The sequence below is a fragment of the Blautia sp. MCC283 genome, assembly GCF_018785565.1.
GTDB lineage: Bacteria > Bacillota > Clostridia > Lachnospirales > Lachnospiraceae > Blautia_A.
This window is the reverse complement of record NZ_WQQB01000028.1, coordinates 199,589-221,449: the sequence shown is the minus strand read 5'-3', so window position 1 is coordinate 221,449 and position 21,861 is coordinate 199,589. Positions and strand designations below refer to the sequence as shown.

Sequence of the window (21,861 nt, the reverse complement as noted above, 5' to 3'; positions counted from 1 at the left end):
TTTTGAGTGAAAAAATATTACTGATCGATGGACATAGTATTTTAAACAGGGCATTTTATGGCCTGCCGGATCTTACCAATGCAGAGGGACGCCATACAGGAGCAGTATATGGATTTCTGAATATTATGTTCAGAATTATGGAAGAAGAGAAGCCGGAGTACCTTACCGTTGCCTTTGACCTGAGTGCACCTACGTTCCGGCATAAGCGTTACGAAGCTTATAAAGGAACCCGAAAACCCATGCCGGAGGAACTTCGGGAACAGGTTCCGCTGATCAAAGAGATGCTTGCTGCCATGGGGATCAACATCATGTCGTTGGAAGGATATGAGGCAGATGACCTTCTTGGCACAGTTGCAAGAAGAAGTGAAGCGAAAGGCATGGATGTCACCATTCTTTCCGGAGACCGGGATCTTCTTCAGCTTGCCACGGATAAGGTTCTGATTCGACTTCCGAAGACCGTCCGGGGCAAGACTACCATTGAGAATTATCATACTGCGGAAGTGCTCGAAAAATATCAGGTAACGCCGCCGCAGATCATAGAACTGAAAGCTCTGATGGGTGACAGTTCCGATAATATTCCGGGAATTCCAGGCGTTGGAGAAAAAACCGCAACCAAGATGATCGTGCAGTTCGGTTCCATTGAGAATGCCCATGAGCATCTGGAAGAAGTGAAGCCCAACAAGGCGAAAGAATCTCTCCGTGAACATTACGATATGGCACAGCTTTCCAAAGAACTTGCGACCATCAATACAGACAGTCCGCTGGAATTTTCCTACGAAAAGGCGAAAGTGGAGAATCCCTATACTCCGGAAGCCTATGAACTGTGCAAACGACTGGAATTTAAAAACATGCTGAACCGTTTTGATCCGGTTACGGCAGCAGATTCCTCCATGGAACTGGAATTTTTTACCTGTAATGATCTTTCCGGGGTGGAGGCCCTGTTTGAAAAAGCAGCGAGGAAAGAGCAGGTGGGTATTTCCGTTCTTGCAGACCCGGATCAGGTGTATGCCGTAGGACTGGTCCTGGATGAAAAAGAAATCTATCAGATTCCGGTGGGAGGACTTCTTACCGGGGATTACCTTTGTGGAAAGCTGAAAGCCCTGGCGGATAGTACAGTGCTCTGTGCCATGGACATCAAGGCAGTTCTCAAACATGTTCCGCTGGAAGAACCGGAAAAAGTTTTTGACACAGGGGTTGCGGCGTACCTTCTGAATCCGCTGAAATCTTCCTATACCTATGACGATATTGCCAGAGAATATCTGGATGGCATGATGCTCCCGGCAAAAGAAGATCTTCTTGGAAAAACTTCCCTGAAAAAAGCCTGGGAAGAAGAAATGGAATGCCTTGGAAATTATGCCTGTTATCAGGCCTTTGTTCCATGTATGGCCCGTGGCGTTCTTCTTGAAAAACTGGACGAAACAGGCATGCGTAAAGTTTACGATGAGATCGAGCTTCCTCTTGTCTTTACTCTGGATTCCATGGAAAAATGGGGAATTTCCGTTAAAGGTGAAGAACTTAAAAGTTATGGCGAAAAGCTGAAAGTCCGCATCCAGGAGCTGGAAAAAACCATCTGGCAGGAAGCAGGGGAGGAATTTAACATCAATTCCCCGAAACAGCTGGGTGTGATTCTTTTTGAAAAACTGGGACTTCCCGGTGGAAAGAAAACCAAGACGGGTTACTCCACCGCAGCGGATATCCTGGATAAACTGGCAGCGGATCATGCTATTGTAAAAGATATTCTGGAGTACCGTCAGCTGACCAAGCTGAAATCCACTTATGCAGATGGTCTTGGAAATGTGATCGGAAAAGACGGACGAATTCACTCCACTTTCAATCAGACAATCACGGCAACCGGACGTATCAGCAGCACGGACCCAAATCTTCAGAACATTCCGGTACGTATGGAACTGGGAAGGCTGATCCGCAAGGTTTTTGTGCCGGAGGAAGGATTTGTATTTCTGGATGCGGATTATTCTCAGATTGAACTTCGTGTACTGGCCCATATGTCCGGCGATGAAAAACTGATCCAGGCTTACCGTGAGGCAGAGGATATCCACCGCCTTACCGCATCCCAGGTGTTCCATGTACCGCTGGACGAGGTGACACCTCTTCAGAGACGAAATGCCAAGGCGGTAAACTTTGGAATTGTTTACGGCATCAGTTCCTTTGGATTGAGCCAGGATTTAAGTATTACCAGAAAAGAGGCAGCTGCCTACATCGAAAAATATTTTGAAACCTATCCGAAGATCAAGGGATTTCTGGATGGCCTGGTAAAAGAAGGCAGGGAACATGGTTATGTGACTACCATGTTTGGCAGACGAAGACCTGTGCCGGAACTGAAATCCAGCAATTTCATGCAGCGTTCTTTCGGAGAACGTGTGGCCATGAATTCCCCGATCCAGGGTACTGCGGCGGACATCATCAAAATCGCCATGAACCATGTTTATGAACGGATGAAAAAAGAAGGCCTGCACTCAAGACTGGTGCTTCAGGTACACGATGAGCTTTTGATCGAGACAAAGAAGGAAGAAATCGAGATCGTTTCCCGCATTCTGGAAGAAGAGATGAAGGGAGCCGCAGATCTTGCAGTGGAACTTGAAGTGGATATGCACCAGGGCGACAGCTGGTATGAGGCGAAATAAATGAGAGTGATCGGAGTAACCGGCGGAGTAGGCGCCGGAAAAAGTACAGTACTTGGAATCCTGGAAGAAGAGTTTCAGGCATATGTGATTCAGGCAGACCAGCTTGGCCATATTTTGATGGAACCGGGAGAAGAATGTTACGATGCGGTGATCGCATTGTTTGGAAAAGAAATCATAAAAAAAGATAAAACTATTGACCGGAGAAGGATTTCTGATGTAGTATTCACAGATAAGGATATGCTTTTGAAATTAAACGGGATCATTCATCCGGCCGTAAAACAGAGAATCCTCCGTCTTCTTGGAGAACAGAAGGAAGCGGGAAGAGGAATCTGCGTTGTGGAGGCTGCTCTTTTTCTGGAAGAAAATTATCAAGAATTCTGTGATGAAGTCTGGTATGTGTATACAGAAGAAGAGATCCGGATCCAGCGCCTGATGGAAAGCCGCGGCTATTCCAGAGAGAAATCTCTTGGCATTATCCGAAACCAGGTATCTGATCAGGTTTTCAGAGAACACACGGATTATGTGATCGAAAACAACGGAGATCTTTCAGATACCCGGAGACAGATCAGAGAAGGGATAGAGAGAAATGAGACTTTGTAGTATTGCCAGCGGAAGCAGTGGCAACTGTATCTATGTGGGCTCTGAGGAGGCACATGTCCTGGTAGATGTGGGAATCAGCGGGAAAAATATCGAGAAAGGCCTGAATACCCTTGACCTTACCGGAAAAGATGTGGACGGAATCCTGATCACCCATGAACATTCCGACCATATCAAGGGCCTGGGAGTGATCTCCAGAAAATACGGAATTCCCATTTACGCCACAGGCGGGACTGCAGATGCCATGCTTCGGATGAAATCCCTTGGAAAAATGCCGGAGGGACTGATCCACGAGATCCGGGAAGACGAACCTTTTGAGATCAAAGACCTGACAGTAAATCCTTTTACCATTTCCCATGATGCGGCACAGCCGGTAGGTTACCGCCTGGAATGCGGAGAACATTCGGTGGGAATTGCCACAGATCTTGGAAAATATAATGATTACATTGTAAAAAATCTGGAGAATCTGGATGCGGTGCTTCTGGAAGCCAACCATGATATCCGTATGCTCCAGGTTGGAAAATACCCTTATTATCTGAAACAGAGAATCCTGGGAGACAGAGGCCATCTTTCCAACGAGAATGCAGGCCGCCTGCTTTGCCGGATTCTCCATGATAATCTGAAAGCTGTTTTTCTCGGCCATTTAAGCCGGGAAAACAACTACGAAGAACTTGCCTATGAGACTGTTTGCTCGGAGGTAACGCTTGGTGACAACCCGTATCGTTCCAGGGATTTTAAGATCCAGGTAGCGAAGAGGGATCACATATCAGAAATAATCACAGTGTAGAAAGGAAAAAACGATGAAGAAGACAATTATCACAGTAGTAGGAAATGACACAGTAGGAATTATCGCAAAGGTTTGTACATACCTTGCAGAGAATCAGGTTAACATTCTGGATATTTCTCAGACCATCGTTCAGGGGTACTTCAACATGATGATGATCGCAGACACAGCAAAATGTGAAAAAGATGGCGGCACACTTGCAAAAGAGCTGGAAAATCTTGGCAAAGAGATCGGCGTTGTGATCCACTGCCAGCATGAAGATATTTTTAACATGATGCATCGAGTATAATAAAATAACGGTATACCGTTATTTAACCTATAAACTGTGAAGCAGTTTATGGGCTATGAGCAAGTAGCGAAGCGGATTGCGAATATCCGCTTGACCATCAATCATCAGGGAGAAAATAAAATGATCAATATTTTTGAGGTAAACGAGACAAATAAAATGATCGAACAGGAGAATCTGGATGTGCGTACCATTACCATGGGTATCAGCCTTTTAGACTGTATCGATCCTGACCTGGATGCACTGAATCAGAAAATATATGAGAAGATCACCACAAAAGCCAGAAACCTGGTAGCTACCGGTGATGAGATTGCAACCGAGTACGGGATCCCGGTTGTAAATAAACGAATTTCCGTAACACCGATCGCTCTGGTTGGTGGAGCCGCATGTAAGAAACCGGAAGATTTTGTGACCATCGCAAGAACACTGGATAAATGTGCCAAGGAAGTTGGAGTGAACTTTATCGGCGGATATTCCGCACTGGTAAGCAAGGGAATGACTCCGGCAGAGGAACTTCTCATCCGCTCCATCCCGCAGGCAATGGCAGAGACAGAGCGTGTCTGCAGTTCTGTAAACGTTGGTTCCACCAAGACCGGTATTAACATGGATGCCGTAAAACTGATGGGCGAGATCGTCCTTGCAACCGCAGAGGCAACCAAAGAGCAGGATTCCCTTGGCTGTGCCAAACTTGTAGTGTTCTGCAACGCACCGGATGACAACCCGTTTATGGCAGGCGCTTTCCACGGTGTTACAGAGGCAGACTGCATCATCAATGTAGGTGTCAGCGGCCCTGGCGTTGTAAAAAAAGCCCTGGAGCAGGTTCGTGGAGAGGATTTCGGAACACTTTGCGAGATGATCAAACGTACCGCATTTAAGGTAACACGAGTTGGACAGCTGGTTGCACGTGAGGCATCCAGACGTCTGGATGTGCCGTTTGGTATTGTGGATCTTTCTCTTGCACCGACACCGGCCATCGGTGATTCCGTAGCGGAGATCCTGGAGGAGATCGGTCTTGAGAGAGCCGGCGCACCGGGAACAACTGCAGCACTTGCCCTTCTTAATGACCAGGTGAAAAAAGGCGGTGTTATGGCAGCAGCAGCTGTAGGAGGCTTAAGCGGTGCCTTTATTCCGGTCAGTGAGGATCAGGGAATGATCGATGCGGTAAACGAAGGAGCTCTTACTCTTGAAAAACTGGAAGCCATGACCTGCGTATGCTCGGTCGGCCTGGATATGATCGCAGTTCCGGGAGATACCAAAGCTACCACACTGGCAGGTATCATTGCAGATGAGTCTGCCATCGGTATGGTAAACCAGAAGACAACTGCAGTACGTCTGATCCCGGTAATTGGCAAAGGCGTAGGCGAAACTGTTGAGTTTGGCGGACTTCTTGGCTATGCACCGATCATGCCGGTAAATTCCTTCTCCTGCGATGCGTTTGTACAGAGAGGTGGAAGAATCCCGGCACCGATCCACAGCTTTAAGAACTAAGGTACTGTTTACTTTATGACCGGCAACACGTTTCGCGATGCACAGAATTTCTGAAATTAATTTCATTTCGGGGTTGACAGACTCACGTTGATGTGCTAAAGTAAACACAACTTAAAAAACAAACCAGTGAGAAAGAGAAGTAAACATTTCAGGAAGCTTCGCAGAGAGCGGTGATGGTGGGAATCCGCAGGGAACCAGATGTTGAATGGACTTTCGAGGGCGGCCCGAACTATTTATCTGTACAGTAGGCGCCGACGGGAACCGAACCCGTTATCAATGAGGAGTGTATGTTAGTACACCGGAAAGTGGACGATTCGTCAATTTGAGTGGTACCGCGATAATAAAGAACTTTTATTACCGTCTCAAGCATAATATAAGCTTGAGACGGTTTTTGTGTTACAGGAAAAAGAAATTCTGTTGCATAAAAGTTGTTCCGGAAAAGCAGACCGCAGGGTGTACAAAAAGTAATCATAAGCGGAAATAAGAAGGGAGAACAAAATTATGAAAAAAAGAATGTTAGTAATCGCAGCAGCAGTAGCAGCAACAAGTATGATGATGGCCAGCCCGGTTATGGCAGAGGATTTTAAAGTAGGTATCTGCAATTATGTAGACGATGCTTCTCTGAACCAGATTGTAGATAATATCCAGTCCCGTCTGGAAGAGATCGGCAAAGAAAAAGGTATCACATTTGATGTATCCTATGATAACTGCAATGCAGATGCCAGTGTTATGGAACAGATCATTTCCGATTTCCAGGCAGATAACGTTGACCTGATGGTAGGTGTGGCTACACCGGTGGCAATGCGTATGCAGTCTGCTACAGAGGGAAGTGATACACCGGTTGTTTTCTCCGCAGTATCCGATCCGGTTGGCTCCGGCCTTGTAGATTCTCTGGATGCTCCTGGAGCAAATATTACAGGAACCAGTGATTATCTGGATACTTCTTCTATCATGAAACTGATCCAGGCACAGAATCCGGATGTAAAGAAAATCGGTCTTCTTTATGATGTAGGACAGGACTCCTCCACAACAGCGATCCAGGAAGCAAAAGATTACCTGGATGAGCAGGGAATCGAATATGTAGAACGTACCGGAACGACTACCGATGAAGTCCAGCTTGCGGCAGATGCACTGATCGCAGATGGTGTGGATGCCGTATTTACACCTACAGACAATACCATCATGACAGCAGAGCTTTCTATTTATGAGAAATTTATTGACGCAGGAATCCCTCACTACACAGGTGCTGACTCCTTTGCATTAAATGGTGCTTTTGTAGGATATGGTGTTGATTATGCAAATCTTGGACAGAAAACAGCCGATATGATCGCAGATATCCTGGTAGATAACGCAGATCCGGCCAAAACCGCTGTGGAAACATTTGATAATGGTACTGCAACAGTTAATACAGAAACCTGCAAAGAACTTGGTCTTGATTTTGATACCGTAAAGAAAGCATTTGAGCCGCTCTGCACACAGGTAAATGAGATCACAACCGCAGAGAGCTTCGATGAAGTAGACGCAAAATAAATAACCGTTCACCTTGTAGAACAGTTATGAAATAAATCCAATTGGAGGAAATCACTGTGACGATTGCAACTATGTTCTCCCTCGGGGAGACTGCTCTGAAGCTTGGACTGATCTGTTCCCTGACAGTTCTTGCTCTGTTTCTTAGTTATTCTATGCTGAATGTCTGCGACCTTTCTACAGATGGCTGCTTTACTTTTGGAGCCGCTGTAGGAGCCGTAGTAGCTGTAAGCGGACATCCGTTTCTGTCCATAGTGGCAGCTATGGCAGCAGGTGTTACGTCGGGATTTGTAACTGCCATCTTGCAGACAAAGCTGGGAGTAGACAGCCTGCTTGCAGGTATCATTGTAAATACGGCCTTATATTCCGTAAATATTGCGGTCATGGGAGGCTCTTCTCTCATTAATATGAACCGGACAACCACGGTATTTACCATGATGAAGGATGCACTTGCAGGTACACCTTTAAAAGGCAGAGAAGATATTATCATTGCAGCCATCGCAGTGATCCTTGTGATCGTATTTCTGGTATTTTTCCTGAGAACAAGACTTGGTCTTGCAATCCGGGCAACCGGAAATAATTCCGATATGGTAAAATCTTCCTCCATCAATCCGGTCTTTACAACTGTGATCGGCCTTTGTGTGGCAAATGCATTTACCGCACTTTCCGGATGCCTTCTGTCCCAGTCACAGAAATCCGTAGATATCAACATCGGACAGGGTATGGTCACCATCGCACTGGCATCTCTGCTGATCGGAGGTACTCTTCTTGGTCATGGAGGAATTTTTGTAAGGGCGGTAGGAATGGTGCTTGGTTCCTTTATCTTCCGCCTTGTGTACACCATTGCACTTCGTTTCAATATGCCGGCGTTTATGCTGAAACTGGTATCTTCTGTGATCGTTGTTCTTGCAATTTCCGGTCCATATCTTAAGAAACAGTGGCCGCAGATCCGAAGAAGAATGACTCATACAAAAGGAGGCAGATGATCCATGTTAAAAATCAGCCATATTTCAAAAACATTTAATCCGGGAACCGTAAACGAAAAAAAGGCAATCGAAGATCTTTCCCTGGAACTGAAAAAAGGCGACTTTGCTACGATCATCGGTTCCAATGGTGCGGGAAAATCAACACTTTTCAACGCAATCTGCGGTGATTTCCTTACAGATGCAGGCTCTATCGAGCTGGACGGCAGGGATATCACATTTATGCCGCAGCACGCACGTGCAAAAGAAATCGGCCGTCTTTATCAGGACCCGATGCGCGGAACTGCTCCGGGTATGACGATCGAAGAGAATCTTGCGCTTGCAGCCGGGAAGGGCGGATGGCTTTCCCACACAACCCGGCAGGAAAAAGAACGTTTTCGTGAGGAACTGAAGAAACTGGACATCGGCCTGGAAGAGCGGATGAGTCATCCGGTAGGACTTCTTTCCGGTGGGCAGAGACAGGCCTTGACACTTCTGATGGCGACCATGAACCCGCCGAAACTGCTTCTTCTGGATGAGCATACTGCAGCACTTGACCCGGGAACTGCAGAGAAAGTCCTGAATCTCACAAAACGGATCGTGGAAGAACATCAGCTGACCTGTCTGATGATCACACACAATATGCAGTCAGCAATTGATCTTGGAAACCGTATTTTGATGATGGATTCCGGTAATATCGTACTGGATATCGGAGGAGAAGAGAAAAAGAACATGACTGTGGACGGTCTTCTTGAGAAGTTTAAGACAGGAGCCGGCAAGGCCTTGGATAATGACCGTATTCTTTTGTCGGAATAATGAATGATAAGTAGAAGAGCCATCACTATCTGAAACAGGTGGTGGTTCTTTTTTTGTGGAAAATTCTTGAGTATATCACGTTACCGTGGTAAAATAAATGAAATCGCTTTGTGATTTTATTTATGAGCAAGTAGCGAAGCGGATTGCGAATATCCGATTAACTTTATTATGGAAGAGGGACGAATGATATGCAGTTTTCAAAAAGACTGGACCGATTTGGGGATGAAATTTTTGCTGCTCTGAACAACCGGCGCATGGAGCTGGAAGCCCAGGGCATGAAGATCTATAACATGAGTGTGGGAACCCCGGATTTTAAAACTCCGGAATACATCAAAAAAGCCGTAGCGGAAGCGGCCATGGATGACAACAACTGGAAGTACAGCCTCCGGGATCTGCCGGAGCTTCTGGAAGCAGTCTGTACTTATTATAAAAAACGTTTTGATGTGGAACTGACACCGGATATGGTAATGACCGTTTATGGAAGCCAGGAAGGAATGGGACATCTCGGCATGGCCCTCTGTGACGAAGGAGATACCGTCCTTCTTCCGGACCCGTGCTATCCGGTATTTGCAGCAGGAAGCCTGATGGCCGGAGCGGTTCCTTACTACTATCCACTGGTTGCGGAACATGACTTTCTCCCCTATGTAAAGGGAATCCCGGAAGAAGTGGCAAAAAAGGCCAAATACATGGTGGTATCCCTTCCGTCCAATCCGGTAGGAAGTATAGCCACACCAGGACTTTACGAAGAAATCGTGGAATTTGCGAAAAAATATGATATTCTCATTATTCATGATAATGCATACAGCGATATTATCTTTGACGGAGCATTTGGAGGAAGCTTCCTTGCAACACCAGGGGCAAAAGAGATCGGAGTGGAGTTCTTCAGCCTTTCCAAATCCTTCAATGTTACCGGTGCAAGGCTCAGCTTTCTGGTAGGTCGGCCGGACGTGATCGCAGCACTTCGCAAGCTGAGAAGCCAGATTGATTTCGGCATGTTCCTGCCACTTCAGAAAGCCGCTGTTGCAGCACTTGAGGGACCGCTGGACAGCGTAAAAGAACAGTGTCAGATGTACGAGGAGAGAAGAGATGCCCTCTGCCAGGGACTTCGCGACATTGGCTGGGAACTTCCAAATGGAAAAGGTACCATGTTCGTCTGGGCAAAGATCCCGGGTGGCCGCACGGACAGCATGGCATTTTGTATGGAACTGATGGAAAAAGCCGGCGTCATCGTAACACCGGGAGCAAGCTTCGGTCCTCACGGAGAAGGCTACGTACGTTTCGCTCTGGTACTTCCGCCGGAGAAGATCCGGGAAGCAGTGGAAGCGATTGGGAACAGCGGAATTACCGTTACAAAATGATCCGCGGTGACTTCTGAAATTCATGGATAAACGGCTGGCCTGTTTTCCGGCAGAGAAGCATCTCATAAAGACCGGAAGCTTTGCAGGTTTTTTGGAAAATATCCAATCCGTCTTTATCAAGAACAGAAGAAGCATCGGCAGATTTGGTCAGGAGAGGAATGGAAGCATTTCGTTTGATCTGCCCAAGGAGTGGCGTACTGTTTTTGCAAAAACCAAGTACCTGGGCATAGGGGATATGTCCGGGTGCTTTTTCTTTCAGATCAAGAAAGATCCGGACAAGACCACGGCAGATGGCGGAGCGGGTGATATCTCTGGTTTTCAGAAGATCCGCAAACTGGGAAAAACTTTCATACTGGTTCCGGTATTTTAAGATCCGGCGGATCAATGCATCGGAAAGATCCGGATACTGACGTAGCGTTTCTTCCGTTTCCAGAAGAAGCTTATAGTGCAGAGGAAGATCCAGAGTTGTTTCCGAAAGCCAGCAGCCCTTTTTAAGCGCAGAGGAAAAAACCGGAAATGCCGCAGCCGGAATAAAACGGGAAAAATCCATGGCGTCCTTTTTGGCGGAAAGAAGTTCCCGGATACCGGAAGCAGACGGGAAAAAATCTCCGGAAACATCCGAGAGATCCGCATCGTGATACCCACTTCCTTTTCGGAGAAGCGCATGGGGACGGATGGAGCTGTTCTGGCGCAGCAGGGCTTTGCAGTATTCAATACCAAGAATATTGTTGGGCGAAGAAAGGATAGAATCCATCTGCTCCGGAAAAATAAAATGTCCGTCACCGGAAGACACATCAGAGATGGCAGATTTTGCAACATAACTTGTCAGCGCACGGCTTCTTGCCAGAGGAAAACTCATTCCGTCACGCAGGTTTTTCTGAAGAAAATCTCTGTATACAGGCGGTTCCGCAACAAGAATACGAGCTGTTTCCATAAGGATCTCCGTATCGCCGCATTCGCTTCCAAAACAAAGTTCATCTACGCACCCAAGTCCATCCAGAAGACTTACGCCGCCTGCGGCAAAGCCCTCCGCACTGGCAGTGGAAACCTGGATGGGAAGCTCCAGGACAAGATCGGCACCGCCAAGAAGAGCCATCTCCGCCCGGAGATATTTTTCCATAAGCGCAGGTGCGCCTCTCTGCACAAAATCTCCGCTCATGGCGACGATCACATAATCAGCACCAAGAGTTTCTCTGACATAACGGATCTGATATTCATGCCCCCTGTGAAAAGGATTGTATTCTGCAATAATTCCAACAACTTTCATATAAAAAACCTGCCATTTCTGAAAAGTTAAATTTTACTCAGAGCCTTACCACGAGACAGACTGCATATACCTGCCTGGCACTGCGTTTTTCCGTAATGAAGCTATTCTAACATAAGCACTGCAAAAAGTTAAGTCATACATAATCCACTTCGCAGTCAGCCCGTAAATTGCACCTCAAAAAATACGCCGCACATCCATTTTCTGACAATGAAAAGCTTGAAATACAAAGTGTAAGGAGGTATAATAAACACAGTGTAGTGCCCGAACAGACACTAGCGTTTTTGTTACATCAAGAAAGGAGCCATTTAATCATGGGATTTGTTGAACTGCTTAAAAAAAGAGCAAAAGAAAGCGTAAAAACAATTGTACTGCCAGAGACAGAGGATATGAGAACTCTTGAGGCAACTGACAAGATTCTGAAAGAGGGAGTTGCCAAGATCATCCTTATCGGTAACGAGGAAGAGATCAACAAGAAAGCAGCAGAAGGCGGCTTTGATATTTCCGGCGCACAGATCGTAGATCCGGAGACATCTGACAGAACTCAGGCATACATTGATAAATTCGTAGAGCTGAGAGCCAAGAAAGGAATGACACCTGAGAAAGCAAAAGAGATCCTTCATACTCAGTACCCATACTATGGCGTAATGATGGTTAAAATGGGTGATGCAGACGGTATGGTATCCGGTGCATGCCACTCTACAGCAGATACACTTCGTCCATGTCTTCAGATCCTGAAGACAAAACCGGGAACCAAGCTTGTATCCGCATTCTTCCTGATCGTAGTTCCGGATTGCGAGTATGGTGCAAACGGTGCATTCGTATTTGCGGATTCCGGTCTGAACCAGAACCCGACTCCGGATGAACTTTCCGCAATCGCAGCATCTTCCGCTGAGTCCTTCAAGCTTCTTGTTCAGGAGGAGCCGATGGTAGCTATGCTTTCCCACTCCACCAAGGGAAGTGCAAAACATCCTGACGTAGATAAGATGGTAGAGGCTACCAGAATCGCCAAAGAAGAGCATCCGGAGCTTAAACTTGACGGAGAGTTCCAGCTTGACGCTGCTATCGTTCCAAGCGTAGGCGCATCCAAAGCACCTGGAAGCGAAGTAGCAGGTAAAGCAAATGTCCTTATCTTCCCAGACCTTGATGCAGGTAACATCGGATACAAGCTTGCTCAGCGTCTTGGTAAAGCAGAAGCATACGGACCTGTTACACAGGGTATCGCGAAACCTGTAAACGACCTGTCCCGTGGATGCTCTGCAGATGATATCGTAGGTGTTGTAGCGATCACAGCAGTACAGTGCCAGGCAGAGGATAAATAATCCGGTTATCATCCTTACATATCATGTTAGGGGCAAAACACCTTTTGCCCCTAACCTTATATTATAAAAAATCAGGAGAGTAAATATCATGAACGTATTGGTTATCAACTGTGGAAGTTCTTCATTAAAATATCAGTTAATCAACTCCGATACAGAGGCAGTCCTTGCAAAAGGTCTCTGCGAGAGAATCGGTATCGACGGAAGACTGGTATACCAGAAAGCCGGCTGTGACAAGGAGATCACAGAGGCAGCTATGCCAACACATAAAGAGGCAATCCAGATGGTACTGGATGCACTTACCAATGACAAGACAGGCGCAATCGGAAGCCTGAAAGAAGTTAACGCGATCGGACACCGTGTCGTACACGGCGGTGAGAAATTCGCTTCCTCCGCAGTGATCACAGATGAGATGATCAAAGCCGTAGAAGAGTGCAACGATCTTGCACCGCTTCACAACCCGGCAAACCTGATCGGTATCCGCGTATGTGCAGACCTTATGCCAGGTGTACCACAGGTAGCAGTATTTGATACCGCTTTCCATCAGACAATGCCGGCTAAGGCTTATCTCTACGGACTTCCGCTTGACTTCTACAAGAAATATAAAGTAAGAAGATACGGTTTCCACGGAACATCCCACAGCTTTGTATCCAAGAGAGCTGTTGAGTTCCTTGGCCTTGACAAAGATAACTCCAAAGTTATCGTTTGCCACCTTGGAAACGGATCCTCTATCAGCGCTGTTGTAAACGGTAAATGTGTAGATACCACAATGGGTCTTACACCACTTGAAGGTGTTGTTATGGGAACACGTTCCGGTAACATCGATCCGGCTATCATGGAGTTCATCGCCAAGAAAGAGAACCTTGATATCGAGGGCGTTATGAACGTACTCAACAAGAAATCCGGTCTTCTCGGACTTTCCGGCGGACTTTCCAGCGACTTCCGTGACCTTAACGAGGCAGCTGAGGGTGGAAACGAAGATGCAGCAAACGCAATCGACGTTCTCTGCTACGGTATCGCTAAATTCGTAGGCGGATATGTTGCAGCAATGAACGGTGTTGACGCGATCGTCTTCACAGCAGGTATCGGCGAGAACGCAATCCCGGTACGTGAGAAAGTTGTAAGCTATCTTGGATACCTTGGTGTAACACTTGACAAAGATGCAAACGGACATCGTGGCGAGGAGATCGTAATCTCCACACCAGATTCCAAAGTGAAAGTTGCAGTTATCCCGACAAATGAGGAGCTTGCAATCTGCCGTGAGACTGTAGCACTGGTATAATCAGCCGCTTCAGTACTGACACAGATGGTATAAAACCGTTCGGGCATAGTCGGAAATCAGGCAGAATATTACTGCGAACCAGCAGTATACATTCGGGGGCGGACAGGTAACAGTCCACCCCCGAAATTTGCCCCAGAATTTCTGATTAAGCCAACAGTAACAAAAAATTAAAAAAATGTAATATTTTCCCGAAAATAGCGTTGACAAATCACAAGACCATATGTATAATGGATTGAGTGTGGATAGGAGAGACTTATGCAGATTCATTTATTAGACATTTCTTCCTGTGATGGCAAGACGATCCAGGAATCAGTTGTTCCTGAACTGGAGAAGATTGATTTTCAGATGGGAAGTTTCCCGGTACTTGCGAAAGAACCGGTAGAGCTTACGATCACCAATACCGGTGACAAGGTTCTTGAACTTACAGGAACCGGTAAGATTACAGTTGGAATTCCATGTGATCGCTGTCTTGAGACAGTAGCCGTAGAGATATCACTGGAATTTAAGAAGAAGCTTGATATGAAGCTTTCTGATGAAGAACGTGTCAATGATCTGGATGAAAGCAGCTATCTCACAGGTATGAACCTGGATGTGGACCGGTTGGTCTATCTTGAGGTATTGATATGCTGGCCTTTGAAGGTCTTATGTAAAGAAGACTGTAAAGGTATCTGCAGCCGCTGCGGGAAGAACCTGAACGAAGGTCCCTGCGGATGCAAGGAGGAGCCTAAGGATCCCCGCATGGCAGCTATCAGTGATATATTCAGTAAATTTAAGGAGGTGTAACCTATGTCCATTTGTCCTAAGAACAAATCTTCCAAAGCTAGACGTGACAAGAGAAGAGCGAACTGGAAAATGAGCGCTATGAACCTTGTTAAATGTAGCAAATGTGGAGCACTTATGATGCCACACAGAGTTTGCAAAGCTTGCGGAAGCTACAATAAGAAGGAAATCATCAAAGTTGAGGACTAATTTTGATTGGTCAGTCAATATATGATGCAGAAAAGAGTCTGGTATGCTGAGATAAGTATACCGGCTTTTTTTATACTCTGAGGGGAAATAAAAATATGAAAGAGAACAAAAATCAGAAAAATACCGCCGTAAACCAGATCACAGAGGGCGTGATCTGGAAACAGCTTCTGTTTTTCTTTTTTCCGATCTTGTTTGGAACTCTGTTCCAGCAGATTTATAATACCGCCGATACGGTTGTGGTAGGCCGTTTTGTGGGAAAAGAAGCGCTGGCTGCAGTCGGTGGTTCGTCCAGCATGATCGTGAATCTGATTGTAGGATTTTTTGTGGGCCTATGTTCTGGTGCGGCTGTGGTGATTTCACAGTTCTACGGCGCAAAAGACCACAAAAATCTCAAAAAAGCGCTTCACACATCCATGATTTTTTGTCTGGCAGCCAGCATAATTGTGGGAACAGCAGGATTTATCCTGGCAGAGCCGATCCTTCACCTGATGAAAACACCGGCAGAAGTAATTCCGGATTCTGTACTGTACCTGCATATCTATTTTGCGGGAACTTTTTTCAATCTGGTTTACAACATGGTATCCAGTATCTTAAGAGCAGTAGGAGACTCCAAAAGACCCCTTTATGTGCTGATCATCACCTGCCTTTTGAATATTCTTCTGGATGTTGTGTTTGTTGTAATCTTCCATATGGGAGTTCTTGGCGTTGCACTTGCAACAGTCAGCTGCCAGGCAGTCAGTGCCATTCTTGTAACCTGGTTTTTGATGCGGGCAGAAGATATTTACCGTCTGGAATTCCATGAGATCCGTTTTGATCTCCGGTCTCTTGGAGCAGTTTTAAGGATTGGACTTCCAGCAGGACTGGAATCTGTGATGTACAACATTGCCAATCTTACTATTCAGATTTTTGTCAATGAGCTGGGAACGGATACCGTGGCAGCCTGGGGAACCCTGGGAAAAATTGACGCGGTATTCTGGATGGTCTGCAATGCCTTTGCTATCTCAATTACCACCTTTGTGGGACAGAACTACGGTGCCGGAAAATACCACCGCATGCGAAAAAGCGTCCGTGTCTGTATGGCAATGGCATATATTACCGCATTTATTGTAAGTGGTGCAATTGTTCTGTTTGCGGGATCAATTTACCGCCTATTTACCACAGATCAGACAGTGGTGAAAATTGGAGTCCATATGATCCGGTTCCTGATCCCATCGTATGCGCTTTATGTTGTGATCGGAATTCTGTCCGGCGCCCTGCGTGGTGCCGGAAGAGTTCTGATCCCCATGATTCTGACATGCGGAGGCGTCTGCATGATCCGGATTATCTGGCTGTTTGCCTTTGTAAAATCCCATCCCGGAATTAACAGCATTATGCTCAGCTATCCGGTGTCCTGGGTAATTACTGCGGTGCTGTTTGTCATTTACTATTTCCGGCGTTTTCCCGGTATACAAAAAAAGAAATAACCATATAAAAAGGGTGCTGATTCTGCGTGATAGCAGTGATTGGCACCTTTGTTTTTCTCGGAAAATGTCGATTTATTACGAATTGATTTCATTGCCTGAAAAGAGAAAAAGCGGTATTCTGGACGCATATAGATGGATATTTAAAACAGCACAAAAGGGGATGAATCACATGCACAATCTGCGAAAAACAATAAGATATGGGATTTTATCAATACTTGGAGTGATTGTTATGGGGATCTGCATGAGGTACGCCATAAAAACGGCAATGGCAGCAATCACAGCCCTGACGGTGGGAATCCGAAACCGATCCGGAAAGCGGGGTGGCAGCCATAGAGAAGAAAAATAAGCTGTGGACTCTTATTTTCGGAATTACAGTGATTTTATCCATGACGGCATTTTTTCTGATGTACCGCATGAACAATGAATATACGGCCAGAGGAGAGCAGCCCATTCAGGGAATTCTCTGTCTGGATGAGGAAAAAGCAGCGGGGAAACTGCATTATCTGGCCAGAGAATGGCAGTATTTTCCGGGGAAACTTCTTACTCCAGATATGCTGAAAGAAAACACCGGATATTACAGCCGGTATATTTCCATTGGAGAATACGGAGGAATGGAACTGGGTGACAAAAATGCCTCTCCCTATGGCTGCGGAACCTATCGGATGATTCTGATTCTGCCGAAAAAAGAACAGACATGGGCCCTTTCTCTTAAGAAGGTCTTTTCCGCATACCGGATTTATATCAACGGAGAACTGGCAGGAGAAGTGGGAGATCCGGATGAAAAAACTTATAAAGAGCAGATTATGAACCGTGTTTTTACATTTCAGGGATCTGAAATGGCGGAAATTGTCATAGCAGTGGCAGACAAAAACCATGTCAAATCCGGAATTCAGTATATTCCGGTGTTCGGGTCCCCGGTTCAGATCAATATGCAGAGAGGATTGCGGGTACTTGGGAGCGGATTTGCCATGGCATTTTGTATTTGCGTCATGTTTGGAGTGCTTACAGTACATATCCGCACCAGGACATATCTGTCTCTTATGATTGATGTCTGGATTGTGGCAGCTTTTCTTCTGGAAATTTTTGTGGATATTCTTCCCTCAGCAGGAATTTTCTATGAAGCATCCTGGATCAGCGAAGCTGTCAAATGGGTTGCGGCGTTTTATATGTTGGTAAATACTTTCGGGGAAACTGACTGCGGATATGGGAAAATTGTTCTGGTGGGAACAACGGTTTACGCCTGTTCCCTTGTAGCAGATCGGATCTGGCCTCTTTACGAACCTATTATCGGAGGCCGGTTTCCGGAGACTGGAGGGATGGTACTGGCCATTGCGTTTGCCTGCGTGCTGTGGAGAGATCTTTCAGAAGCGTACAAAATCCGTCTCACCTATGAGATATACAGCAAACAGACAGAACTGCGTCTGCTTGCTCAGAAAAAACATTACGAAAAACTGAAAGCGCAGATGGATGAAACCAGCCGTGTCCGTCATGATATGCGGCAACATCTCCGGGTGCTGGCTGCCCTTCTGGAACAGAAACAGTATGAGGAAATGCAGACGTATCTTTGCCGGTATACAAGGGAGTTTCAGGAGAGGCTTACATATCAGACCTACTGTAAAAATCAGGTAACCGATGCAATTCTTCATTATTATGAGGAGATCTGCCGGGAAAAAAGAATCTCTTTTCAGTGCCAGGTGGAGGCACCGGAGAATACAGGAATCGAAGATACCGACTTCTGCCGGCTTTTTGGAAATCTGCTGGAAAACGCAGTTGAGGCAGCCGAAAGGTGCCCGGATGGCAGCCCGAGATTTATCCGGGTACAGATCCGGGCCAGAAATAATAAACTGCTGATCGAAGAAGAAAATAGTTGTACAGGTTCTCTTCGAAGAGGCAGGGACGGAATTTTCTCCGGAAAACATTCCGGACAGGGAATCGGAACCGCATCCATCTCGGAGATTGCGGCACGTTATGGTGGTCTTGCAGACTTTCAGGACCATAATGGGATTTTTAAGGCAGAGATTTTCCTTCGCCTGACGAAAAAAGATACTGAAGATAAGCTTTTCGGATAGCGGCAGAACCACGTTTCCGGATCTGGACAGTTTCTCCGTTATCCAGAAGGAATCCGTCGTCGGTGGCTTCCTGGATGCGGTCCATATTTACCATACATCCACGGTAACAGGAGAGAAAATTGTGGCAGTCACGGATCTGCTCCTCAAATTTATGGAATGTAAGGTAAGAACGCAGCGGGCCGGCATCTGTATGCAGGCAGACGGCATTGCGGAATGTATCTGCATACAGAATGCTGTGCAGCGGCACACGCACAGGAACACGGTCAGAAATAATTTCGATATATCGTGCATGAAGAGCCTCTTTCAGACGAAAAGAATCCAGAATCTGACACAGCTTTTCCGGCTGAAAAGGTTTCAGAAGATAGTAGGCGGCATTTACGTCGTAGCTTTCCACCGCAAATTCACTGCTGGTAGTCACAAAAACAAGAATGCAGTCATCAGACTGATTTCGGATTCTTCTGGCTGCTTCCATGCCGGTAATGCCATCCATATAGATATCCAGAAACAGGATCTGGAAATTTCCGGGCCGGTAATCGTCAAAGAAAGCCTCCGCACTGGAAAAGTACCGGATTTCCGTGGGAATCTGTCTGTTTTCAAAATAAGAAGTAATAATACGTTTCAGCTGTTCTGCGTCCGATGCAATGTCATCAATAATAGCAATATTCAAAATCTGTAACCTCCGGAGAAATAAGTGTAAAGGTAGTATAGCATAACTTTTAGGAATGTCCAGAGGCAGTTTACGATTTTACATAAGTTTTACGGGGGAGATTTTGTAGAGAAATGTCGTAAGATCTCATATTCTCTCAAAATCATTAGTAAATTCTGGAAAAAGAGTGTAAGATATCATGGAAAACGTCATTTCGTCACAGGTTGGTTGTCATTTGCCGGGAAATTTTTTACAATGATGTCATCCAAAAAGAAAGGCGGTAGATATACGGAAAGTAAAAAAGAAACCTGGCGACATGAGAAACTGTCAACAAAAATCCAGACAAAATCCTTAAAAAAAACCTTACAACAACGGCTGTATTTCAGAGCATGAAACGCAGCCGTTTTCCCCGTTCCCAAAATACATGCTTCTTGACGGAAAGCAGGAAATTCGTTATTATTCGTTGTAGAGTGAAAAAGCCAATGCGGATATCTTTATCTGCAGGAACTTACGAAAAAAGAAAATGGAGAAACACACATGAACATTCTTAATATAGAACATATCCACAAGATTTTTGGAGACAAGGTGATTTTTGACGATATTTCCTGTGGCATTGACCAGGGAGAAAAGATCGGGATCATCGGTGTCAACGGAACGGGAAAAACTACCCTGCTCCGGGTAATAGCAGGAGAAGAAGAACCGGATGAGGGCCAGGTGATCACCCAGAACGGGATCCGTATCAGCTGGCTTCCCCAGACTCCGGAATTTCCACAGCATATGACCATTCTGGACTATGTGGCAGAGGGTAAGTGGCAGAAAGACTGGAGTACAGAGAGCGAGGCACGCCGTATGCTGAACACTCTCGGAATTACAGATCAGAACAGCAATATGGACAATCTATCCGGCGGTGAGAAGAAGAGAGTGGCGCTGGCCAGAATGCTTTTAAACCCGGCAGACATCCTGATCCTGGATGAGCCCACCAACCACCTGGACGGGGAGATGGTTACCTGGCTGGAAGATTTCCTCAGGAATTTCCGTGGAACCGTGATCATGGTTACACATGACCGATACTTTCTGGATCGTGTAGCCAACCGTATCCTGGAGATCAGTCACGGGAAATTATATTCCTACGCAGGAGATTACTCCAGGTTTCTGGAATTGAAAGCCCAGAGAGAAGAGATGGAGCTTGCCAGCGACCGTAAACGCCGCAGTGTCCTTCGGATGGAACTGGAATGGGCGGCGAGAGGCTGCCGGGCCAGAAGTACCAAGCAGAGGGCAAGGCTTGACCGTCTGGAAGCACTGAAAGCAGGAAAAACTCCGGTAAAAGATCAGAATGTAGAGATGGACTCCGTGGAAACCCGTATGGGCAAAAAGACCGTAGAGTTCCATCACGTGAGTAAAGCCATAGAAGGCCGCCTTCTGATCAATGATTTTGATTATATTGTTCTAAGAGATCAGCGCCTTGGAATCATCGGCCCCAACGGCTGTGGAAAATCCACCCTCCTTAAGATGGTAGAAGGACTGGTTGCTCCGGATTCCGGAGAAATTCAGATCGGCGAAACCATCCGCATCGGATATCTCGCCCAGAACGTTCCGGATATGGATGGAAGACAGCGAGTGATCGATTATATTCGCGAAGTGGCAGAATATGTTCCGACGAAAGAAGGAAGAATCACCGCCTCCCAGATGCTGGAGAGATTTCTTTTTGACCCGGCCATGCAGTACACACCTGTAGAAAAACTTTCCGGAGGAGAGAAGAGAAGACTGTACCTTCTGAAAGTCTTGATGGAGGCACCGAACGTCCTGCTCCTGGATGAGTCAGGAAATGATCTGGATATCCCTACTATGACTATCCTGGAAGATTATCTGGATTCTTTTTCCGGTATTGTGATTACCGTATCTCATGACCGTTATTTCCTTGATAATGTAGTGAACCGCATTATGGCATTTGAAGGGGATGGACAGCTGGTACAGTATGAAGGCGGATACACCGATTACCTGGAGGCGAAAGCCAGAAAAGGACAGACTCTGGAAACACGTTCGGATATGGCAGGCAGCAGCCAGAACGAAACGCCGGAACCGGAAAAAAAGAAATCCTCTGCAGATACCTGGAAACAGAACCGGAAACAGAAGCTGAAATTTACGTATAAAGAACAGAAAGAATTCGAAACCATCGATGATGACATTGCGGCTCTGGAAGACCGTCTGGAACAGATCGATAAAGAAATGGCAGCCAATGCCACCAATGCCGGAAAACTCAGGGAGCTTTCCGAAGAACAGCAGGAAACCCAGCAGAAGCTGGATGAAAAAATGGACCGCTGGGTGTACTTAAACGACCTTGCGGAACAGATCGAGGCGCAGAAAGAATAAGATATATCAGCAGAGAGCT

18 protein-coding genes and 1 other annotated feature are annotated in these 21,861 nt (G+C 46.2%); of the genes, 16 read left to right on the top strand and 2 right to left on the bottom strand.

Features of this window, described 5'->3' with window-relative positions:
- Positions 1-2 precede the first annotated feature (2 nt).
- The 9 genes from polA to GPK81_RS10415 all read left to right on the top strand — a co-directional run bounded on the left by polA (position 3) and on the right by GPK81_RS10415 (position 10,460).
- Positions 3-2,642: a DNA polymerase I gene (polA, locus tag GPK81_RS10455; RefSeq protein ID WP_021977686.1), complete on the top strand. Its 2,640-nt coding sequence runs from the start codon at positions 3-5 to the stop codon at positions 2,640-2,642.
- Positions 2,643-3,242, top strand: coding sequence for a dephospho-CoA kinase (gene coaE / locus GPK81_RS10450; protein WP_021977685.1), 600 nt, complete (start codon positions 2,643-2,645; stop codon positions 3,240-3,242).
- The gene (locus GPK81_RS10445; protein ID WP_021977684.1) at positions 3,229-4,026 is read left to right on the top strand and encodes an MBL fold metallo-hydrolase; all 798 of its coding nucleotides are present in this window, start codon (positions 3,229-3,231) and stop codon (positions 4,024-4,026) included. Before coaE ends, GPK81_RS10445 begins: the two co-directional genes overlap by 14 nt.
- Before the next feature lie 13 nt (positions 4,027-4,039).
- Complete coding sequence (locus GPK81_RS10440) at positions 4,040-4,312, top strand: ACT domain-containing protein (RefSeq protein ID WP_021977683.1); 273 nt, start codon at positions 4,040-4,042, stop codon at positions 4,310-4,312.
- Positions 4,313-4,432: 120 nt separating this feature from the next.
- Positions 4,433-5,797, top strand: a complete 1,365-nt coding sequence (locus GPK81_RS10435; protein WP_118062476.1) for a PFL family protein — start codon at positions 4,433-4,435, stop codon at positions 5,795-5,797.
- A 117-nt stretch (positions 5,798-5,914) separates the two neighbouring features.
- Positions 5,915-6,165: a binding site (T-box leader), on the top strand.
- Positions 6,166-6,298: 133 nt separating this feature from the next.
- Positions 6,299-7,327 carry an ABC transporter substrate-binding protein gene (locus tag GPK81_RS10430; RefSeq protein ID WP_021977681.1) on the top strand — a complete coding sequence of 343 codons (1,029 nt, stop codon included), beginning with the start codon at positions 6,299-6,301 and terminating at the stop codon, positions 7,325-7,327.
- Between the two features lie 71 nt (positions 7,328-7,398).
- Positions 7,399-8,310, top strand: a complete 912-nt coding sequence (locus GPK81_RS10425; RefSeq protein ID WP_118062515.1) for an ABC transporter permease — start codon at positions 7,399-7,401, stop codon at positions 8,308-8,310.
- A gap of 3 nt (positions 8,311-8,313) precedes the next feature.
- The gene (locus GPK81_RS10420; protein WP_021977679.1) at positions 8,314-9,102 is read left to right on the top strand and encodes an ABC transporter ATP-binding protein; all 789 of its coding nucleotides are present in this window, start codon (positions 8,314-8,316) and stop codon (positions 9,100-9,102) included.
- Between the two features lie 188 nt (positions 9,103-9,290).
- Positions 9,291-10,460: a pyridoxal phosphate-dependent aminotransferase gene (locus tag GPK81_RS10415; protein WP_021977678.1), complete on the top strand. Its 1,170-nt coding sequence runs from the start codon at positions 9,291-9,293 to the stop codon at positions 10,458-10,460.
- Here GPK81_RS10415 and GPK81_RS10410 read toward each other — a convergent pair.
- Positions 10,450-11,727, bottom strand: coding sequence for a tRNA(Met) cytidine acetate ligase (locus GPK81_RS10410; RefSeq protein ID WP_118071645.1), 1,278 nt, complete (start codon positions 11,725-11,727; stop codon positions 10,450-10,452). The genes GPK81_RS10415 and GPK81_RS10410 overlap by 11 nt on opposite strands.
- Before the next feature lie 311 nt (positions 11,728-12,038).
- On the opposite strand from GPK81_RS10410, the gene pta reads away from it, so the two are divergent.
- The 6 genes from pta to GPK81_RS18345 all read left to right on the top strand — a co-directional run bounded on the left by pta (position 12,039) and on the right by GPK81_RS18345 (position 18,826).
- Positions 12,039-13,046, top strand: coding sequence for a phosphate acetyltransferase (gene pta / locus GPK81_RS10405; protein ID WP_021977676.1), 1,008 nt, complete (start codon positions 12,039-12,041; stop codon positions 13,044-13,046).
- Between the two features lie 88 nt (positions 13,047-13,134).
- Positions 13,135-14,325: an acetate/propionate family kinase gene (locus GPK81_RS10400; protein ID WP_021977675.1), complete on the top strand. Its 1,191-nt coding sequence runs from the start codon at positions 13,135-13,137 to the stop codon at positions 14,323-14,325.
- A gap of 255 nt (positions 14,326-14,580) precedes the next feature.
- Positions 14,581-15,108 (top strand): YceD family protein, encoded by a 528-nt coding sequence (locus GPK81_RS10395; protein WP_118062474.1) that lies wholly within the window; start codon positions 14,581-14,583, stop codon positions 15,106-15,108.
- Between the two features lie 3 nt (positions 15,109-15,111).
- On the top strand, positions 15,112-15,294 hold the full coding sequence (gene rpmF, locus GPK81_RS10390) for a 50S ribosomal protein L32 (RefSeq protein WP_015525241.1): 183 nt from the start codon (positions 15,112-15,114) through the stop codon (positions 15,292-15,294).
- A gap of 95 nt (positions 15,295-15,389) precedes the next feature.
- Positions 15,390-16,757 carry an MATE family efflux transporter gene (locus GPK81_RS10385; protein ID WP_021977673.1) on the top strand — a complete coding sequence of 456 codons (1,368 nt, stop codon included), beginning with the start codon at positions 15,390-15,392 and terminating at the stop codon, positions 16,755-16,757.
- A 320-nt stretch (positions 16,758-17,077) separates the two neighbouring features.
- Complete coding sequence (locus tag GPK81_RS18345; protein ID WP_215707007.1) at positions 17,078-18,826, top strand: sensor histidine kinase; 1,749 nt, start codon at positions 17,078-17,080, stop codon at positions 18,824-18,826.
- Here the strand turns inward: GPK81_RS18345 and GPK81_RS10375 are convergent.
- Positions 18,765-19,493 (bottom strand): LytR/AlgR family response regulator transcription factor, encoded by a 729-nt coding sequence (locus GPK81_RS10375; protein WP_021977671.1) that lies wholly within the window; start codon positions 19,491-19,493, stop codon positions 18,765-18,767. The genes GPK81_RS18345 and GPK81_RS10375 overlap by 62 nt on opposite strands.
- Before the next feature lie 516 nt (positions 19,494-20,009).
- Here GPK81_RS10375 and GPK81_RS10370 point away from each other — a divergent pair.
- Positions 20,010-21,842, top strand: a complete 1,833-nt coding sequence (locus GPK81_RS10370) for an ABC-F family ATP-binding cassette domain-containing protein (RefSeq protein ID WP_215707006.1) — start codon at positions 20,010-20,012, stop codon at positions 21,840-21,842.
- The last annotated feature ends 19 nt before the right edge of the window (positions 21,843-21,861 follow it).